The sequence below is a fragment of the Lysinibacillus sp. NPDC056220 genome (assembly GCF_049315265.1).
GTDB lineage: Bacteria > Bacillota > Bacilli > Bacillales_A > Planococcaceae > Lysinibacillus > Lysinibacillus pinottii.
Genome location: NZ_JBMOXD010000002.1, coordinates 355,849 through 374,675, shown reverse-complemented (window position 1 = coordinate 374,675; position 18,827 = coordinate 355,849). Strand labels below are relative to the sequence as shown.

General features: G+C 38.4%; 18 protein-coding genes, 1 other RNA gene and 1 other annotated feature. Of the genes, 2 read left to right on the top strand and 17 right to left on the bottom strand.

From position 1 onward, the window contains the following. Nucleotides 1-14: 14 nt before the first annotated feature. Nucleotides 15-434, bottom strand: a complete 420-nt coding sequence (gene cymR / locus ACOZBY_RS06845) for a cysteine metabolism transcriptional regulator CymR (RefSeq protein WP_008181126.1) — start codon at nt 432-434, stop codon at nt 15-17. A 205-nt stretch (nt 435-639) separates the two neighbouring features. On the opposite strand from cymR, the gene ACOZBY_RS06840 reads away from it, so the two are divergent. Next, the gene (locus ACOZBY_RS06840; protein ID WP_031419254.1) at nt 640-1,929 is read left to right on the top strand and encodes a replication-associated recombination protein A; all 1,290 of its coding nucleotides are present in this window, start codon (nt 640-642) and stop codon (nt 1,927-1,929) included. A 202-nt stretch (nt 1,930-2,131) separates the two neighbouring features. Here the strand turns inward: ACOZBY_RS06840 and ACOZBY_RS06835 are convergent, their stop codons facing one another. From ACOZBY_RS06835 to hisS, 16 genes are all read right to left on the bottom strand, one after another. Then, nucleotides 2,132-2,650: a hypothetical protein gene (locus tag ACOZBY_RS06835; RefSeq protein WP_012295406.1), complete on the bottom strand. Its 519-nt coding sequence runs from the start codon at nt 2,648-2,650 to the stop codon at nt 2,132-2,134. 212 nt (nt 2,651-2,862) lie between these two features. Then, nucleotides 2,863-3,249, bottom strand: coding sequence for a hypothetical protein (locus ACOZBY_RS06830; protein ID WP_031419255.1), 387 nt, complete (start codon nt 3,247-3,249; stop codon nt 2,863-2,865). 127 nt (nt 3,250-3,376) lie between these two features. After that, the gene (locus ACOZBY_RS06825) at nt 3,377-4,138 is read right to left on the bottom strand and encodes a tRNA threonylcarbamoyladenosine dehydratase (RefSeq protein ID WP_031419256.1); all 762 of its coding nucleotides are present in this window, start codon (nt 4,136-4,138) and stop codon (nt 3,377-3,379) included. Nucleotides 4,139-4,275: 137 nt separating this feature from the next. Beyond that, entirely contained in the window at nt 4,276-5,307 is a 1,032-nt protein-coding gene (locus tag ACOZBY_RS06820; RefSeq protein ID WP_227256820.1) for an N-acetylglucosamine kinase, read from the bottom strand. An 18-nt stretch (nt 5,308-5,325) separates the two neighbouring features. Further along, a complete protein-coding gene (locus ACOZBY_RS06815) occupies nt 5,326-6,408 on the bottom strand; it encodes a DUF871 domain-containing protein (protein ID WP_031419258.1) in 1,083 nt (360 codons plus the stop codon). A gap of 24 nt (nt 6,409-6,432) precedes the next feature. Further along, nucleotides 6,433-7,761: a PTS sugar transporter subunit IIC gene (locus ACOZBY_RS06810; RefSeq protein WP_012295411.1), complete on the bottom strand. Its 1,329-nt coding sequence runs from the start codon at nt 7,759-7,761 to the stop codon at nt 6,433-6,435. A 46-nt stretch (nt 7,762-7,807) separates the two neighbouring features. Beyond that, on the bottom strand, nt 7,808-8,128 hold the full coding sequence (locus tag ACOZBY_RS06805) for a PTS lactose/cellobiose transporter subunit IIA (protein ID WP_197149840.1): 321 nt from the start codon (nt 8,126-8,128) through the stop codon (nt 7,808-7,810). 16 nt (nt 8,129-8,144) lie between these two features. Continuing rightward, nucleotides 8,145-8,456 carry a PTS sugar transporter subunit IIB gene (locus ACOZBY_RS06800; RefSeq protein ID WP_031419261.1) on the bottom strand — a complete coding sequence of 104 codons (312 nt, stop codon included), beginning with the start codon at nt 8,454-8,456 and terminating at the stop codon, nt 8,145-8,147. Nucleotides 8,457-8,683: 227 nt separating this feature from the next. After that, nucleotides 8,684-9,859 (bottom strand): GNAT family N-acetyltransferase, encoded by a 1,176-nt coding sequence (locus ACOZBY_RS06795; RefSeq protein WP_012295414.1) that lies wholly within the window; start codon nt 9,857-9,859, stop codon nt 8,684-8,686. 108 nt (nt 9,860-9,967) lie between these two features. Beyond that, nucleotides 9,968-10,237 carry an HPr family phosphocarrier protein gene (locus tag ACOZBY_RS06790; RefSeq protein ID WP_012295415.1) on the bottom strand — a complete coding sequence of 90 codons (270 nt, stop codon included), beginning with the start codon at nt 10,235-10,237 and terminating at the stop codon, nt 9,968-9,970. A gap of 17 nt (nt 10,238-10,254) precedes the next feature. Continuing rightward, nucleotides 10,255-10,974, bottom strand: a complete 720-nt coding sequence (locus ACOZBY_RS06785) for a sugar isomerase domain-containing protein (protein WP_031419266.1) — start codon at nt 10,972-10,974, stop codon at nt 10,255-10,257. A 4-nt stretch (nt 10,975-10,978) separates the two neighbouring features. Further along, the gene (locus tag ACOZBY_RS06780) at nt 10,979-11,701 is read right to left on the bottom strand and encodes a GntR family transcriptional regulator (protein ID WP_031419268.1); all 723 of its coding nucleotides are present in this window, start codon (nt 11,699-11,701) and stop codon (nt 10,979-10,981) included. A gap of 26 nt (nt 11,702-11,727) precedes the next feature. Beyond that, entirely contained in the window at nt 11,728-12,888 is a 1,161-nt protein-coding gene (nagA, locus tag ACOZBY_RS06775) for an N-acetylglucosamine-6-phosphate deacetylase (protein ID WP_031419270.1), read from the bottom strand. Between the two features lie 259 nt (nt 12,889-13,147). Next, nucleotides 13,148-13,347, bottom strand: a non-coding RNA gene (gene ssrS, locus ACOZBY_RS06770) — 6S RNA. A gap of 138 nt (nt 13,348-13,485) precedes the next feature. Continuing rightward, a complete protein-coding gene (gene aspS / locus ACOZBY_RS06765; protein ID WP_012295418.1) occupies nt 13,486-15,255 on the bottom strand; it encodes an aspartate--tRNA ligase in 1,770 nt (589 codons plus the stop codon). Nucleotides 15,256-15,316: 61 nt separating this feature from the next. Then, nucleotides 15,317-16,585, bottom strand: a complete 1,269-nt coding sequence (gene hisS, locus ACOZBY_RS06760; RefSeq protein ID WP_012295419.1) for a histidine--tRNA ligase — start codon at nt 16,583-16,585, stop codon at nt 15,317-15,319. Between the two features lie 213 nt (nt 16,586-16,798). After that, nucleotides 16,799-17,041 (bottom strand) — a binding site (T-box leader). 164 nt (nt 17,042-17,205) lie between these two features. Here hisS and ACOZBY_RS06755 point away from each other — a divergent pair. Then, nucleotides 17,206-18,786 (top strand): SH3 domain-containing protein, encoded by a 1,581-nt coding sequence (locus ACOZBY_RS06755; protein WP_198694876.1) that lies wholly within the window; start codon nt 17,206-17,208, stop codon nt 18,784-18,786. The last annotated feature ends 41 nt before the right edge of the window (nt 18,787-18,827 follow it).

Sequence of the window (18,827 nt, the reverse complement as noted above, 5' to 3'; positions counted from 1 at the left end):
TTAGCTTAAACATTTTAAATATAGAACATATAGCCTTCCGCTACATTTTCTTCTGTGTATTGTGCTAAATCTTCAATTGTTGTTGTATCTAACACATTTTTTACTGCGTCACGAATGCGCAACCATAACTCTCGTTGTGGTGCTTCCTCGTTTTCAATGCCCTCTACTGGTTGAATTGGCCCCTCTAGTACACTAATAACATGGGCTGCAGAAATTTCGCTCGGTGGATTTGCTAGCATATAACCACCATAAGCGCCACGTACACTTTTTACTAAGCCTGAATTACGAAGCGGTGACACTAATTGCTCTAAATACGCCTCTGAAAGCTCCTTTTCGGCAGCAATTTTACGTAAAGGAATAGGACCCTCTCCGTAATGCTTTGCTAATTCAATCATAATCGTAAGCCCATAACGGCCCTTTGTTGAAATTTTCATTTTATCACCCTCAATTAGTCTAGTCAAAATTACTACCAACAGTATATCATAATCTCCTCTTGATGAACTCGGAAATACACCTAGAAGGATATGATATACTAAATAATGCGATTCAACATTATTCAGTGATCCACTATCCGCACTGTATTTTAGTGCAAATAAATGGATGAATGTAAAATGACACCGACTGAAAGGGGGATTTATATTGCACAATGAACCACTTGCTTTTCGAATGCGCCCTTTAACACTTGATGAAATTGTAGGTCATCAGGACTTTATTGGTCCAAACACAGCTCTATATAAAATGATTCAAAATGAACATGTCCCTTCCATGTTGCTTTACGGAGAACCTGGCATAGGCAAAACCTCGATTGCAAATGCAATTGCTGGAAGCTCTCAGCTCCCTTTCTTCGCACTTAACGCGACACGAGCTGGTAAAAAAGATGTGGAAGATATTGTCCAGGAAGCTAGAATCTCAGGGAAAGTTCTACTTTTTTTAGATGAAATTCATCGCTTCAATAAATTACAACAAGACACTTTGCTACCGCATGTTGAAAACGGCTCGATTGTGTTAATCGGTGCAACAACAGAAAATCCTTACCACGATGTCAATCCAGCTATTCGTTCTCGCTGTGGTGAGATATATCAACTAAAACGATTAACCAAGGAAAATCTAATGGAGCTTGTAGAAAAAGCACTTGCAGATGAAAAGCGGGGCTTAGGTAAATATCATTTTATCTTAACAGATTCACAAATTGAGCGTATTGCAGAAGCAGCTAATGGAGATGCACGAAAGGCATTGACTTTGCTAGAATCTATTTATTATGCAAGTGATGAAGTGGAAGGGCAAACGATTGCAGCCGATCATATTATTGATCACCTGATTAGCCGAATTGGTGTTTATGGTGATAAAAAGGGCTCCCATTTTTATAATCTACTTTCTGCCTTGCAGAAGTCTGTCCGTGGCAGTGATACCAATGCTGCACTATATTATTTAGCACATTTATTAGAAACTGGTGATTTAGTGGCTGTCAGCAGACGATTGCTTGTCATGGCGTATGAAGATATTGGCCTTGCTAATCCTGAGGTAGGTCCTCATATGCTAGCCGCAGTTCAGGCAGCAGAACGTCTTGGATTACCAGAGGCACGTATCCCACTTGCAAGTGCCGTTATTGAGATGTGTTTAGCATCAAAATCTAATTCAGCTATTCTGGCAATCGATGAAGCGATAAAGGCGATTCATGATGGCAAAACGGGGGGTATCCCTCATCATTTGCGTGATGCCCATTATGCAGGGGCAAAAGATTTAGGTCATGTTGGGTATCAGTATCCTCATAACACACCCATCGGAACATTCGGTGGCTGGGTAGACCAACAATACTTACCCGATGAGCTTGTTGGCACCGAGTTTTATAAACCTGTTGTTGCAGGTGAGGAAAAACGCATGGCTAGTATCTACGAAAAGCTTAAATCTTTTCATCAAAATAAAAAATAGTTTTCCAGAGCAAAGTCCTTCCTTCTATCTTTAGAAGCGACTTTGCTTTTTTAAATACAAAAAAAAGAACCCACGAAACTTGAATGGGCAAATACATCCATTTTTCAACACGTACCGTTGTTGAAAACTAGAAATAATTACAAAAGTTCACGTAGATTCTTATCTATAGTCTATTTTCAGAAAATAGACTTTCTTTAATTGTCTAGATATTCAATTCATGATCAACAAATAATTTAAACTGTTGTAGACATTTCTTTACATCACCCTTTTGTACGAGCACTTCATTACGCAAAGTAGTCACTTTTTCTTTATCCTCTACTACTTCAGCCATGAGGGTAAAAATATCTGTCAATAATTGCTCATTTTCCTCTTGATCGATGCTAGGCAAAGAAGAGGCCGCAATATGTAATAACTTCTCCACTTTATTAGGCGTCTTTTGTAAAGCATTAGATGAATAGAACGTTGAAGCAGCTAAAAAATAGCATAGCTTGGCACTACAGTCGATAAACAAATGCCAATACGTATTTGCACTAGGGATTTCCCCTGACCGATTATCGATATATTCCTTATAAAAAGTTGTCACTTGTGTATATAAAGGATTCAATTCTCGCATCGCTTTCGGATAATTATCAGATGTGTCTAAGTAATCAAATACAATGGCATTCATTTTCTCTTGAAGCTTGACAATATCTAAATGATCTCGAATAATTTGAATTTCCATTTTCCCACTCTCCCATTTGTCATTTGTTGATTTCGCACTTCATGGCTATTTTTGATTAGCTCAAAGCATCCCAAACAAACTGATCGATTATCTATTGGAATTATTCAAATTATAGCAATAAACCAATTAGAGTAGTGGGGACATGAAAAAAATAAGACAATTTCGTGAATTAATAGCATTTTATGCACATAAGAAGAACTATTTTGGTAAAATTATACCCTTTGTACATATTCATCAAATAGCGCTTGTTCCATTGTTCGATCAACAATTTCCACAATACTTCCCTGGACATATTTTTTAATACGTTTATTCGGGATATAAAAATAAGCATTGTTTTTAATTAACCATTCACTCAATGTTAGGTCACTACCTGCTTGTTCATTCGTTAATATTTTCTTATGCCGTAAAATATCGGCCATTTTATAAAATCCATCTGACAATTCATAGGCAGATACATCAAAATTAAAAATGGGGCTTACAACCTGTCCGATATCATAAATATGTATCGTTTGCTTCTCTTCATCTATAGCCAACTCGACAGTGCTTATTTCATCGAATAGATTTAAACCTCTATACTCCATTTGATAAATTTTTTCCATCTGTATATGCCTCCTTTTTATAACGATCTTATTGTAACATAGAAAAAGTAGCCCCTTTAAAAATAATAAAGGCGGCTACTTCTACGAAAATGATTCATTATGCTGTTTTTTGAAATCTTATAGGGTATTAACCTTGTACGCGTGTGATTTTCACATCTTTTAAGATCGTATTAACAACCCAACTTGCTGCAATTAAACCTGCAACTGATGGCACGAAGGCATTGGAAGAAGGTGGCATCTTCGCTTTACGAATTGCAGCATCCGGCTTCCCTACATGTTCAACCACATCTGGACGTACGACAATCGGACTTTCATCCGAAAATACAACTGTCACACCCTTATGGATTCCTTCTTTACGTAACTTTGTGCGTATAATTTTTGCTAGTGGGTCTGTATGTGTTTTTGAAATATCTGCAATTTGGAAGCGAGTAGGGTCCATCTTATTCGCAGCACCCATACTAGAAATAATAGGAATATTACGCTTTAAGCATTCTTTCATAATATGAATTTTATACATGACTGTATCACTTGCATCGATTACATAATCAATGCCTTGTGCGAAAAATTTTTCATACGTTTCTTCCGTATAAAACATATGCATATCAATGACTTCACATTCGGGATTAATATCTGCAATGCGCTCTTTCATAATAGCTGATTTAGATTGTCCAACTGTAGATAGATACGCTACTAATTGTCTATTCACATTGGTAATATCTACATTATCCTTATCGACTAATATAATTCGGCCGATACCACTTCGTGCACATGCTTCAGCAGCAAATGATCCAACGCCACCTACACCAAGAATAGCAACCGTTGTATTTTTTAATTTTTCGAGACCCTCTGTTCCTATAGCGAGCTCGTTACGTGAAAATTGATGTAACATCCTGACACTCTCCATCTATGAAATTTTATTAGTAAACCTAGTTATATACTAAGATAAAATCAAAACCTATATTACATTTTATCATGTTATACATCAAGTGAAAATTAGAAAGAAAAAAATAGAGCAATTGAATCGATTCAATTGCTCTGTACTTCATTATACATATTTTTTTGAAAGGTCTCTATAAAAGAATTACTATACTGGACATTTATTTGTTGAAGGGCGGCAATGACAGCTCCTCCTATTGGGGGTAATGCAGGGGTCTTAAAGCGGAACGGTAATGTCTGCTCCATTGCCATTGCTTGAAGCCTTGGAACAAAGTAATTTTCATTCGTAAATACGCCTCCACATAGGACGACAGGCACTTCTTCTTGCCCCCACGCCATCCGTAAATAGCATGCTTTAATTGCCTTAAAATAGTTTTGACAGGCTTCCTCAATGATTCTCTTGGCTACTAGATCACCATCATCAGCCGCTGCAACAATATAGGCACTCAATGGCGCGATGACTGTGCGCGGATGCTCCTCTCCATAAACACAGGCAATTAATTGTGGTACATCATCTACTGAGAAATGCTTCATTACAGCTTCTGTCAATATAGTACGAGGAGCCCTGCCATCATAGCTTTGTAGAACAGCCTTTAGTAATTGGACACCTAAATCATAGCCACTTCCTTCATCATCAAACAGATATCCCCAACCGCCTACTCGGTGATAATGCTGCTGCTTATCATATCCCATTGTGATAGCGCCTGTCCCCGCGATTTGAACAATTCCTGCCTTTCCCAGTGTACCCGCATAAAGAGCGATTAACGCATCATTGTCTACCTTAATGGTCGCGGAGTCACACACATATTGCCGTAATATAGATTCCACCATGCTCTCAGCTTGAAGCTCCATGACACCCGCCATACCCGCAAAGCAGCTCGTCACCTCTGCTACTATTTGAGGATTTTGTTGCTGTAAACTTTGCATGATTGAATGAATGGTTGCCTCGAAATATGGTTGGTCCATAGCTGTGGGGTTACTGCGAGTTGTGTCTATTTGGGCAAAGCATTGACCTTTTTCATCACAAATAATCGCTGTCGTTTTGGTGCCTCCACCATCAATGGCTAAAACATACATATCACCATTTCCTTTCGCATAAAGAAAAAGAGATTGATAGCTCAATCCCTTCCTCTCTTATTTTCATTTCGTAAAACCAAATGACGACCATGGTTGAATGTGCGCTAGTAAAAATTGTTCTTCTTCGACAACACTTGCGACAACATTACTTGACCCAGCATTTGGAATTTCCTTTAGTACGATTTGTAGCTCACCTTTATATCGAACATCCAAATTATTATCGATTGTGACATCACCCATCTTTAATGGTCGTGTATTATGCACAGGAAAGTCACCATTTTTGTATTTCACGCGAGATTGTGTGCTGCGAATCACATACTCAGATACATCGCCTCGATTAAAATGCTGTTCCTTATAAAGAATTGTTTCCTCTAATATACTCGTATCTGCTGACTGAACAAGCTTTAATTCAAGCTTCTGGCGGTTTAATTGTCCTAAAGCTCGTATTTCTTCCTCCGATGCATACATATTGCCAATGATGCAATCATCAATTAACCCTGTATGCCATAAATCTTTTGCCTGCACCGTAATGGGAAGGTGACGGTGCTCCTCTAATGTTGGTAAACCTTGTTCTGTTACTTCCCATGGTCCAAACTTACCATGCTGAGAGGAAATCATGGCAGCTGTCCGAATATTATTTGCTTTAAACTGTTGAGAGGTTTGTAAAAAATGCTGACGAGATAAACCTGTAAATTGTCTCGGATAAAAATTATGACAGCCGATAATATTTTCTTTATTCGGGCGGTACGATAAAATATTGTCTACATATTTCGTACCATTACTTATATTTAATTCAATTTTTAGATTACTGGCATCAAGTGACATGAATGCTTCTTCCTGACCTGAGAAACCCATGTCTAAACGCAAAGCAGCTAAATGATAATGCTCTTTCAAATACCCTATATCTTTATAGCTTAAATTTAGCTCTTGAAAAACGGCTGGCGCTATATCTGCAGAAATGTCAAAGCCCAATTGCTGTGCAAATTGATTTATTTGTTGTAATTTCTGTCGTTCTTCTTCCTGCCTTAATGACATCAAACATGTAAAAATACGATCGAAACCATTGTCATGAGCAAGCTGAACATAACGCTTCATTTCGTCTAGTGTACTATGCTGTGGATATAGCGAAATACCTAATCTCTTCACTTCAAACCCTCCGTTAGTAAACGCTTATACTTCTACCTTTTGGCCTTCCGTTTGGGCTACAGGTGATTGTTCACCCTGTGCCGCTGAAGCAGCTTTTTGTTCGTTTTGCTTTGCCATGCGATTTGCCATAGAAAGGAATGGCAAGTAAATGCATATAGCTACTACAATTAAAACGATACTTAATACGGCTCCACGCCAAGATTGTGTTACTAGGAAACCATTAATAATCGGTGGTGTCGTCCATGGAACCGCAATGGTTGCCGCAGGCACAAACCCCCATTTTGTTGCGAAGAATGCAATCGTCACATTGACCATTGGTGTCAAAATAAATGGTACAAATAAGATTGGATTTAATACAATTGGTAAACCAAATAATAATGGTTCATTAATATTAAATAATCCAGGAGCAGCTGATAGCTTTCCTACTGTATTATATTGTTTGTTTTTACGAGCAATAATGAAGATGGCAATAATTAAGGCAATCGTTGTGCCTGATCCACCCATATTAATAAATGCATCGAAGAACGGTTTATTAATAATATACGGTGCTACCTTACCAGCAGAAATAGCTGCAACGTTGGCATCAATTGCTTGTAGGTTAATGGATTGCATAAATGGCTCGATAATATTCGCGCCATGTATACCAAATGACCATAAAAACGTAGGAATGAAAGCTAAAATAAGACCAGCTACCCATGTATTTGTTAAGCCCATAAAAGGCTCTTGAATTGACGAATAAAACGATCCAATAATATCTGGTACATCAAAGCCAGCCGAAATAATTGTCCGAACTAATGCAAATAATCCGATCGTAATAATTGCAGGCAGTAATGCAGCAAAAGATTTGGATACAGCCGATGGTACACCTGCAGGCATTTTAATCAGTAGTTTAGGGTTACCCGATAATCGTGAGAACAGCTCTGCGGAAATTAGAGCCGTTATAAGGGCAACAAATATTCCTCCCGTACCTGTCGTTAATCCTGTTAAACCACCTTCCCCAAACGTTCCAAACGTCATATAACTGGCAAGACCGATAACCCCTCCGGATAGTGCATCCTTGTCATAGCTTTTTGTCAAATGGTAGGCAACAGAGAAGGCTAATAATAGTGAGATGATTCCAAATGTTGCGCCCCAGACATTACCTCCAAACTGTGTCCATGTCTCATGTTTCCAAATGGCATCGAGTGCATTTTGATAAAATTTGATAGGCAAATTGTTAATAAGTACAGCCAGTGATCCTACAATCGTCAAAGGCATGATCGTAATAAATCCATCACGAATGGCAACTAAATGACGCTGATTCCCAACCTTAGCAGCAACCGGTACAAATTTTTCTTCTAAAAAACGGAACATTCTCATACACTCCCTTTGCTTTTTATTGTGACATCAAAATTTGATGTTACTCCCCTTTGATTCGTTCATATAATTCAATCATTTCCTGTGCTAAATCCCGAAATGTAATAGCGTTCATTAAATGATCCTGCGCATGAATTAATAACATCGATACTTCGACTTTTTCTCCCCTTGCCTCTTGTGATAATAAACCTGTTTGAGAATGGTGCGCCTCAATCAATGCCTCATTCGCTAATTTAATCTTTTCCTTTGCTTCGTCTATCTGTCCCTTTTTTGCCAGTTGTAGAGCTTCCATGCATTCACTTTTTGTATGACCACTATGAACAATAAGCCCCATAATGGATTCCATTAATGCTTTTTCTTCCATCCCCTTCGAGTCTCCTTTAACCTATTAATTGTAATGCTTGCTGCAAGACTTTTTCTCCATTCATCATGCCGTAATCTGCCATATTAATGACATCGATTGGGAAATCCATGCCCTTGAATTTTGTTTCATACGAGCCCTTTAAATAGCGTACTTGAGGACCTAATAACAGCACATCAGCTTTTTTAGTCGCCAGTACTTTTTCAACTTCCCCTTCTGCAATTGCATAAATATCTGCCTCAATATTTTGCTCTTGTGCAGCTTTTTGCATCTTTGATACTAATAAACTAGTACTCATACCGGCTACACACACTAACATAATATTTTTCATTCGTAACACTCCTTTTTTCATTTTCCAATCGTGTAATCGCTTACTTAATTTGAGAATAGCACCTATTGGTATATACCACAATATGTTTTTTACAGTAATTTTCTACTTTTAGAACTATTTACAAAATTGGGCTATTGTTCTTGTATAGAAAAATAAACGATTCTACTTATCTGGTATAGTCCACAAAAGAATTCAAAAAAATTTTAATATTCCTGACTATTCATTCCTTAAAAATATTCATAAAATGCTGGTTTTTCGGTAGATAATGCCCACTGCCAATGCTGAATAATCTTCTTATCTATAGGTTGATTTGCATACATAACAGCTTCTTTTACTGACAGATAGCCCACCATCATTGCTGAAAAAAGATTAATTGGTAATGTTAACATATGCATGTCAATGATCGAATTTGTCTTAATTATTGAGACATGACCACTTTTATTTATTTCATAGATTTGTTCATTCCACTGACAAAACTTATCTTCAATACGGACATACAACGTTTCATGAATATCCTTCCAAGGATATTGCTGCATAAATGCATAAACATCGACTACTCTGACCATTACATCCTGTTTAACTTCCTTTTTAAATTGTGGCTCTTCGAAATAAAAGCCAAATGGCATATGGTTGGAAGTAACCCCTTTAATACTACTAACACTCGCTGCATGAGATGTTATGTAACGCCACATTGCTTGCTCTGCTGAATAATTTGCTACAATAAAATCCTGAATTTCAAACGTATTATGCTGAATCGTATATCGGATATATCCCTCTACATAATCCTCGTTTAAATAGGCAGCAAAATGACTATCTGGGCTCCTTCTTTCAATTCTTTTCCACCATGCATCATCTCGGATCATACCACCATTTTGAGAGATAGCCATTGCCTGTTGAAAATCCTTGATCCTCTCGAAAAGCTCGGAGTCTGGCCATTCAAAGCTCATCCGTTTAATGACATCTAATTGCCTTCCCAATGAAGGAAACATTGATTGTGGTATTGTGTAATATAACTTCTCGAAGAACAGCTCCCATCCGAAATGACGGTAGAAGGATACAGAGAAAGGGGCTAATACAGAAATGGTCTGCCCATTCTCACGCATATTTCGTAGGGCTTCTATCATCAGTCTTTTTATAATTCCCTGCTGACGATACTCCGGATATGTAGCGACAAACCCTATGCCCCCCATTTTGTAGCTGATACCGTGCACGGTCATATTAAGTGGTAGGATTAATAGCTGCCCCACCACCTTTTTGGCATCATAGGCACCTAGTGTTGTACTATGCTCGATCCAATAATGAAAATCCTCTCTACGTGGCCCTATATATTTATTTGGAAAACAATAATCCCGTAATTGATGAATCTGCTCATAATCATTCGGTGAAATGATACGAATGTCCAAAAAACCACCCCTTTAAAAACTGAATATTCTTATAATTCAATAGCTACAATCTGTTAAATGAGATTCATCTGCAGTGGCTTGAAAAGAAACCACTGCTTGCTTGAATCCTTAAAGCTCTTCTCCTATTTCCTTCGACACCATAATGTCTGTTATTGTTTGAAATAATTTTTCAACGTCTGAACCATCTGCTGAAATTTCCACTACACTTCCTGGTTTAACCCCAAGTGACATGACGCCCATAATAGACTTTAAATTTACTGCCTTCTCTTGAAAAGTTAAGGTAATGTCACTTTCGAATGGTGTAACCGCAGTGACAAGTAATGCAGCGGGCCTTGCATGTATTCCTTCTGGTGTCGTAATTTTATACATTTTCTTCATTCACAACGCCTCCATTTTCATGTGAAATCTATCCGATCTTGATAATTGGCAATCATTATCTCATTATGTGACCAATCGGAGTCTACATTATTGCTAACAAAAATGGGCAGCTCGGTTGAAGTCTTTGCAATTTCTTCAATAACTTCGCTGAATAAAGCATTCAATAGCAGCGAACCGATAACTGTCGATGCAGGTGCATATTGCATGTTTTGTGCATGTAGAACACCATCGCCAATAGGTATATGAGTATTAATAACGTGATCTACCACTTCTTCCAGTCGTAGCCCACTGTGATGACGTGTAGCCTGCTCTCTATATTCAAGTGATTGGAGAGAGAGGACTAATACGTTAGCATTTTTGGCTAATAGAGCAGCATCAATCGGTGCTGAATTTCTTCCAGAAGTTGAAATCACAATGCAAATATCATTTTCACGAAAGTCAAATTGCTTTTTATGTTGTTCAATAATTGCTGGGTCCTTTTCATTAATTGAAGAGGCTATGGCACCTGCATGTAATGCTAGAGGCTCAATAAAAATCGGACGAACAGGTACTAAACCTCCCGCACGGTAAAAGGCCTCCTGTGCTAATAGCTGTGAATGACCACAACCAAATAATTGGATAATCCCACCTTTTTGAAGGCGTTGCACAATAATTTGTGCTGCTTCTTTTATACAAGCAGACTCCTTCTCCTTCACAACGTGGATCAGCTTTTCAATTTCAGTAAAATATGCATCCATATAATCACCTTTTAATTTCACTTATAAATTTGTAGCGATCAGCACGATACGTACTACGTACAAGCTCAAACGGTCGACCGTCAGATAAATAACTCGTACGTTTAATAATTAAAACAGGTGCTGTTTGATTAATCTGCAAAAACTTACCATCCTCTTTAGACACAATAGCTGCTTCCATTTGTTGAACGGCATTACCAATTTTTTGATGGAACTTCGCCTCAATTAATGCATAGAGAGAGCCCATTATTTGCTTCTCATCTAACTCCGGATATACTTTCACAGGTATATATGTTTTTTCAATCGCCATTGGTTGTGAATCGGCATTTCTTATTCGTACGACATAAAATACTTCTTCTCCTGGCTCCATCATTAAATCCCTTGCGATATCCACTGGTGGTATGATTTTTTCAAATCGTAACACTTTACTACTTGGTTCCATCCCTCTTGCTCGCATATCCTCAGTAAAACTTGTTAAGCCTTTTAACGGCTGCTCCAATTTTGGATTGGCAACATAGGTACCTCTTCCTTTTTCACGATATAACAAACCGCTATTCACTAGATTAGTAATGGACTGACGAACAGTCATTCTACTAACATCAAATTGTGCAGAAAGCTCTCGTTCTGAAGGTATTGTCTCACCAATTTTGTACTCTTCTAAATAAATTCGTTGTTTAATAATCTCTTCTATTTGTATATAGATAGGTATATGAGAATTTTTCTCTAACAATTCTTGCACCATCCTTATCGCCTCATTTATGATTTCTCAAATACAACTTTACCTCGACAAATAGTTTTTTGCACATTTAATTTTCGATCAAGCAATACAAAATCTGCATCAAAACCTTCTTTAATTCGTCCTTTTTTGGACAACCCTAACTGCTCAGCAGCATTCGTAGAGGACATGGCAACTATTTCTTGAAGTGAACAATTTGTAACAGCCTTCATATTTTTTACTGCCTGCTCCATCGTTAAAATACTCCCAGCCAATGCTCCGTTTGCTAAATGAGCACCTTTTTCGCTCACGAACACGGTTTGCCCGCCTAAATCATATTCGCCATATATTAACCCTTTCGCACGCATTGCATCTGTAATAAGTATAATGCCCTTTGCACCCTTCATACGATATGCTAACATCACTGATTGAGGATGACTATGCACAAAATCGACAATAAGTTCAACCTTAATTTTGTCGTCTAGTAATGCTCCTCCCACAACACCAGGGTCACGATGGTGAAAGGGTCGCATTTGATTATATAAATGAGTGACCTGATTTACACCCAAAGCTACTGCCTTTTGGACTTCCTCTATTGAAGCATCAGAGTGACCAATTGATGGAATGACATGAAAGTTCATTAGTGCTTCAAGAAATGTAAAGCCGCCCTCTATTTCTGGTGCCATCGTGATTTGTCTTATTTGATAGTTACTAATGTTTTGCCAATGAGCAAATTGCTCAATCGTAGGACTAATCATGTAAGCTACTGGCTGAGCACCAGCACGTATTTTCGAAACAAATGGACCCTCCACATGTATGCCCAATAAATTGGCTTCCCCTACATTACGATGGAATTTTGCTACATTCATTAAAGCGCTTTCAATTTTACCAATGGATTGTGTCATCGTTGTGGCAAGAAAACTTGTAACACCTTCTTGCACTAAAGAACGAGCTATGGCATGTAAGGACTGTTGAGTAGCATCCATCGTATCATGACCAGCTGAACCATGAATATGCATATCAATAAAACCTGGGAGCAGAAGCCAATCCTTAGCTGTACCATCTATATATTGAGCGGCTTCCATTTTAAAGTTGCGGCCAATTTGGGCAATTTCACCATCCTGAATATAGATATCACCCTCAAATGGTCTTCCCTCAGGATTAATCATTGTGACATGGGAGATTAATAGCGTATCCTTCAAAATTTCACCTCCAGCTAAATATTAAAAGCTCTGAGAAATTTTCAACATCCTCTTCAAGGTATAGTTGTCTATACCAATTATATGCCGATTTACCAAAAATATAAAGCTGTTTTTTCTATTTTCTAAATTTTTCATACATTATATTTAATTCTTTGAAATCACTCTGAAAAAAACTAATACGCCTGCATGGTAGGTATATATTCATTTTCACATAAAAAAGGAGCTTTTTTATCAGCCCCTTTTCAACCCTATGTATAGGACGAATCCCAATTGTGCCGTAATGCCAAGAAACATTCGTTTTGAACCCGCAATTTGCAGGGGGGTGCCCGCTTTGCAGCTTTAAACGTCCCGCTCCGCTAGGGGCATGTTTGCGACTACAAAATGAAGGCTCCCGATTCGTTAGTGTTCGGTCAAAACTTTGAAGTAGAATTAGCAGTTAGACAAACACATCAGGATTCGTATTACAGTTATCATAGCATTACTTTTCTGATAATTCAAACGATTACATCTAATAATCTATGATTTCTTGAAAAACGCAAAAAATACCTAGATTCCCAACATTTTTTGCTAGGAAATCCAGGTATTTCGTATTATTAATTATTTTCTAAATGGTTTAATCGCCAAACTCAACTCGCTTAGTTGCTCAGGAGATACTTCGCTTGGTGCCTCTGTCATTAAGCAGCTTGCACTTGCTGTTTTTGGGAATGCAATTGTATCACGTAAATTGTGACGGCCTGCTAAAAGCATCACAAAGCGATCAAGACCAAATGCAAGTCCAGCATGTGGTGGCACGCCATATTCAAATGCTTCTAATAAGAAACCAAATTGAGCTTGAGCTTCTTCTTCTGAGAAACCAAGTAATTCAAACATTTTTTCTTGTAGGTCACGTTCGTAAATACGTAGTGAACCACCACCAAGCTCATAGCCGTTTAATACGATATCATATGCCTGTGCACGAACAGCTGATGGATCTGTATCCATTAACGGAATATCCTCGTCAAACGGACGTGTAAATGGATGGTGAGCCGCATAATAACGACCGTCCTCCTCAGAGTATTCAAATAATGGCCAGTCTGTAATCCATAGGAATGCAAATTGTGATTCATCGATTAAATCTAAGTCTTGACCTAATTTCGTACGAAGTGCCCCTAAAGAAGCTGCTACAACAGATGCTTTATCCGCAACGAATACTAGAATATCGCCAACTTCCGCACCCATTCGTTCGATTAATGCTGCCGCTAACGCCTCATCGAAGAATTTTGCGATTGGACCATTTAAGCCTTCCTCTGTTACCTTTAACCAAGCAAGACCTTTTGCGCCGTAAATACCTACGAACTTAGTTAGTTCATCCATATCTTTACGGGAATATTTGTCAGCTGCACCTTTAATATTGATACTTTTTACTTGTTTTCCTTGTGCCACTGTATCAGCAAACACCTTGAAACCACAGCCTTCAAAAACATCATTTAAAGCCACTAATTCTAATCCAAAACGTACATCTGGTTTATCAGAACCATAGCGATCCATGGCTTCTTGGTACTTCATGCGTTGGAATGGTGCAGGGATATCAATCCCTTTCACTTCTTTCATCACTGCTTGGATTAATCGCTCGTTCATTTCTAAAACTTCCTCTTGTGTTAAGAAGCTTGTTTCAATGTCCACCTGTGTAAACTCAGGTTGACGGTCAGCACGTAAGTCCTCATCTCGGAAGCAACGTGCAATTTGGAAATACTTCTCAAAGCCAGCAACCATTAATAATTGTTTAAATAGCTGTGGAGATTGCGGTAACGCATAAAATTCGCCTTCATGGACACGGGATGGCACTAAATAGTCACGAGCACCCTCTGGCGTTGATTTTGTTAAAATTGGAGTTTCGACCTCTAGGAAACCTTCGTTTTGCAAGAAGTTACGGATTGTACGTGTAACATCAGAACGCATTTTGAAAGTATCAAACATAACTGGACGACGAAGGTCAAGATAACGGTATTTTAAACGTAAATCTTCTGATACGTCTGTACGATCTTCAATTTGGAATGGTGTAGTTTTTGCTGTATTAATGACGACTAATCGCGTGGCTTCCACTTCGATTTTACCATTTGGGACATTCGGGTTGATTTGGTCCTCTGTACGTAGGATAACTGTCCCTTCTATTTCAATTACATACTCACTACGCACTTTATCCGCTAATGCATGCGCTTCTGCAACGTCTGGACTAAAGACAACTTGTGTAATACCTGTACGGTCACGTAAATCAATGAAAATTAATCCACCAAGGTCACGACGACGCTGTACCCATCCTTTTAATACGACTTTTTCGCCTTGTAACGTTTCTGAAAGCTCGTTACTAGCATGTGTTCTAGTAGCCATTGTTAAATTCCTCCAAAATAATTTCGATTATGTAGCATTCAACGAGAAATGCCATCTTTGTTTAGGATTGTTGTGATAAATAATTGACTAACTCTGAAAATGCAACCTTGTGCTGCTCACCAGATTCCATATGTTTCACAGCAGCCGCTTGCTCTTCAAGCTCTGTTTCACCAAGGACAATTGTATACTTTGCCCCTAGACGGTCAGCTGATTTCATTTGGGCTTTCATTTTACGATCTAAATAATCCATCTCTGTTGCAAGGCCCTTTGCACGGAAAGTACTAGTTAACTCTACCGCCTTTTGCTTTGCATCCTCACCCATGGCAATAATATAAACGTCTAATCCAGAAGCCGTATCTAATTCAACACCTTCTGCTTCAAGTGCTAATAACAAACGTTCAATACTTAAAGCGAAACCAATACCAGGTACATCTGGACCGCCTATTTCTTGTACCAGACCATTGTATCGTCCACCACCACAAAGTGTTGTAATAGCTCCAAAGCCAGATGCCGTTGACATAATTTCGAATGTCGTATGGTTGTAATAATCCAGTCCTCTTACAAGATTTGGATCAACCACATACGTAATGCCGAGAGTATCTAAATATGATTTCACTTGAGCAAAATAAGCAGCCGATTCCTCTGTAAGGAACTCTGTTAATGCAGGAGCTGTTTTCATTAATGGGTGCTCACGATCCACCTTACAATCTAAAATTCGCAATGGGTTTTTTTGTAAACGATTTTGGCAATCTGAGCAAAACTCATGAATATGTGGCTCAAAATGCTGTAATAAAGCTGTACGGTGCGTATCACGTGTTTCTTTATCACCCAGTGAATTGATCACTAATTTTAAATCCTTTAAGCCAGCTGATTCATAGACATCCATTGCAAGAGCAATGACTTCTGCATCAATTGCAGGATCTGCTGAACCAATTGCCTCTACACCAAATTGAACAAATTGGCGATAGCGACCAGCTTGTTGACGCTCATAGCGGAACATAGGTCCTAAATATGACAGCTTAACAGGTTGATCGGGAGCACCAAACATTTTATGTTCAACATATGCACGTACAACACCAGCTGTATTTTCAGGACGTAGTGTTAATGAACGACCTCCACGATCCTCAAATGTATACATTTCTTTTTGGACAACATCCGTTGTTTCCCCTACACCACGTGCAAATAAATCAGTCTGCTCGAAAATCGGTGTACGTATTTCGTTGTAGCGATAAACACGACAAATATCACGAATAATTGCTTCAACCTTCTGCCACTTTTCAGATTGGCCTGGCAAAATATCTTGTGTCCCTCTTGGCACTTTAAAACTCATGTAATTCCCTCCTATATTGATTGCCTATGATTTAGCCATTTTCTCGCCAAGTTTAGACGAGATTACGCCACATTTAAGACATTTTTATCGAGACTAAGCTGGTTTACCTCATGCAGAGCGAGTAGCGGACATTCTCATACTGAGCACAAACCGGTTCATAAAAAGCATTCCATGTTTTTGGACAACACAAAAAGCTCCCGTCACCTTGCCTATGCAAGGGACGAGAGCTGTATAAGCTTCCGCGGTTCCACCCTAGTTGACACAAAATTTTACATGTGTCCTCCTCGTAATCGGATAACGGCCGATTCCGTTTTTTCCTACTAGGCACTGCCTTTCAGAAAAAAGCCTCTCAAGTGTTATTCACGTCATACATTTTTGTAGGAAAGATTGCAGCCTAAGTCTTTCCCTCTCTGTTCCAATAGAGGTACACGCTACTTGCTTGGTCATAAGCGATTAATCATTTTTCGATTACCCTTTATGTTAGTCACTAGCTAACCTAATGTCAACTATTTTTGTATTTTTCATCAGACAGTAACGAAAATATTAAATTCCATTACCTTTTTACCACGAATTATTATACAAAAGCATGGTAAAATAGCACAAGGAATAGGAGGAATCTGATGAGGACAAAAATTTTACATAGTATTATCATCTTCGTACTAATAGTAACAATTGCGATTCCAAATAAGAACTTTATTCAAAATGCTTCCGCTGATACTAGTGATTTAAAAGTAGCAGGTACGATTCTTCATTTACGTGAGGGTCCTGGATTGTCTTATCCAATTATTACAACTTTAGAAGAAGGTGATCCTTTAACTTCAATTGATCGTGAAGGTGATTGGATACAAGTAAAAGCAGGTAGCTATGAAGGCTGGGTAGCATCCTGGCTAACTGCCTCTACAAGCACTCAAAAAACCATTGATAAAACTGTTATTTCACAGGTTGACCGTTTAAATATTCGCACTGATCCAGATATTTCTTCAGCTGTTCTTGGACAGCTTTCTACGGGTAACCAAGCTAACCTTATAGAGGAAAATAATGAATGGGCAAAAATTGATTGGAATGGACAATCCGGTTGGGTCTCTAAGGATTATGTGACGATTAACGACAGGCCTAAAAAAGAAACCAAGCCAAAAGAGGATTCTGTAGAGGTTTCTACAACAACTACTCCTGTTAATAAAGATACAACCTTTACTATTTTGGTGGATGCACTGAATGTTCGTAAAAAACCTGACTTGAATGCCAAAAAAATTGGCACAGTTACTAAAGGACAGGCTTATAAAGTCCTTGCGCATGAGCACAATTGGGTACAAATTCAGTACAATGATAAAAAAGCTGGATGGGTCTATAGTTTTTACGGTACTTTTTCAAATAAAGTAAAGAGTACATCTAAATCGTCCTCTTCAAAAGATTTAGAATCCGTTACCATTATTTATAATGGGACAAACTTGCGAACTGATGCGTCAACTGCAGCTGAAGTTATCGAACGAGTAGATGCTGGTAAAACCTATCCAATCGTCGGCGTAAAAAATGATTTTTACGAAATTCAATTAGACAAAGAAACAGCGTTTGTTGCGAATTGGGTTGTCACAACGAGCTCCAATAAAACTTCCATCCCACAAAAGGATCCACAAGAACCTCGTAAAAAAGGAACATTAAATGGATTAACCATTGTTGTAGATGCTGGACATGGGGGCAATGACCATGGGACAACAGGTCAACGAGGAACAGAAGAAAAAGGAATTACTTTGAAAACAGCCACTCTCCTTGCTTCTAAGCTAAGTGCAGCAGGTGCCAATGTTGTTATGACAAGAGAGTCGGACGAATATGTGGCATTACGAAAGCGAGTCTCGATTGCCCATCAGTATGAGGCAGACGCCTTTATTAGTCTTCATTATGATGCAACAGATGATAGTTCTATTAACGGCTTCACGTCTTATTATATGAATAGTAATCAAAAAGGGCTTGCAGAGGCAATACACGATGGACTTTCGAGTAAAATTGATTTGAGAGATCGTGGAACCCAACAAGGCAACTACTTAGTGCTACGTGAAAATCGACAAAAGGCCGTGCTTATTGAATTAGGTTACTTAAGTAATGCTAGTGAAGAGCGTTCCATCACCACGGCTAAATTCCGTGAGCAGGCTACTCTTGGAATATATCAAGGCATCTTAAATTACTTTAATGCGAATGAAGAATAATACAAAAAGCTGTGGAATGATCTTTTCCACAGCTTTTTTCA

Bases quoted from the DNA above. Each gene is read 5' to 3' on its own strand.
- cymR (WP_008181126.1), bottom strand. From the start codon at position 434: ATGAAAATTTCAACAAAGGGCCGTTATGGGCTTACGATTATGATTGAA.
- ACOZBY_RS06835 (WP_012295406.1), bottom strand. From the start codon at position 2,650: ATGGAAATTCAAATTATTCGAGATCATTTAGATATTGTCAAGCTTCAA.
- ACOZBY_RS06830 (WP_031419255.1), bottom strand. From the start codon at position 3,249: ATGGAAAAAATTTATCAAATGGAGTATAGAGGTTTAAATCTATTCGAT.
- ACOZBY_RS06825 (WP_031419256.1), bottom strand. From the start codon at position 4,138: ATGTTACATCAATTTTCACGTAACGAGCTCGCTATAGGAACAGAGGGT.
- ACOZBY_RS06810 (WP_012295411.1), bottom strand. From the start codon at position 7,761: ATGTTCCGTTTTTTAGAAGAAAAATTTGTACCGGTTGCTGCTAAGGTT.
- ACOZBY_RS06805 (WP_197149840.1), bottom strand. From the start codon at position 8,128: ATGGAAGAAAAAGCATTAATGGAATCCATTATGGGGCTTATTGTTCAT.
- ACOZBY_RS06800 (WP_031419261.1), bottom strand. From the start codon at position 8,456: ATGAAAAATATTATGTTAGTGTGTGTAGCCGGTATGAGTACTAGTTTA.
- ACOZBY_RS06790 (WP_012295415.1), bottom strand. From the start codon at position 10,237: ATGAAGAAAATGTATAAAATTACGACACCAGAAGGAATACATGCAAGG.
- ACOZBY_RS06785 (WP_031419266.1), bottom strand. From the start codon at position 10,974: ATGGATGCATATTTTACTGAAATTGAAAAGCTGATCCACGTTGTGAAG.
- aspS (WP_012295418.1), bottom strand. From the start codon at position 15,255: ATGGCTACTAGAACACATGCTAGTAACGAGCTTTCAGAAACGTTACAA.
- hisS (WP_012295419.1), bottom strand. From the start codon at position 16,585: ATGAGTTTTAAAGTGCCAAGAGGGACACAAGATATTTTGCCAGGCCAA.
- ACOZBY_RS06755 (WP_198694876.1), top strand. From the start codon at position 17,206: ATGAGGACAAAAATTTTACATAGTATTATCATCTTCGTACTAATAGTA.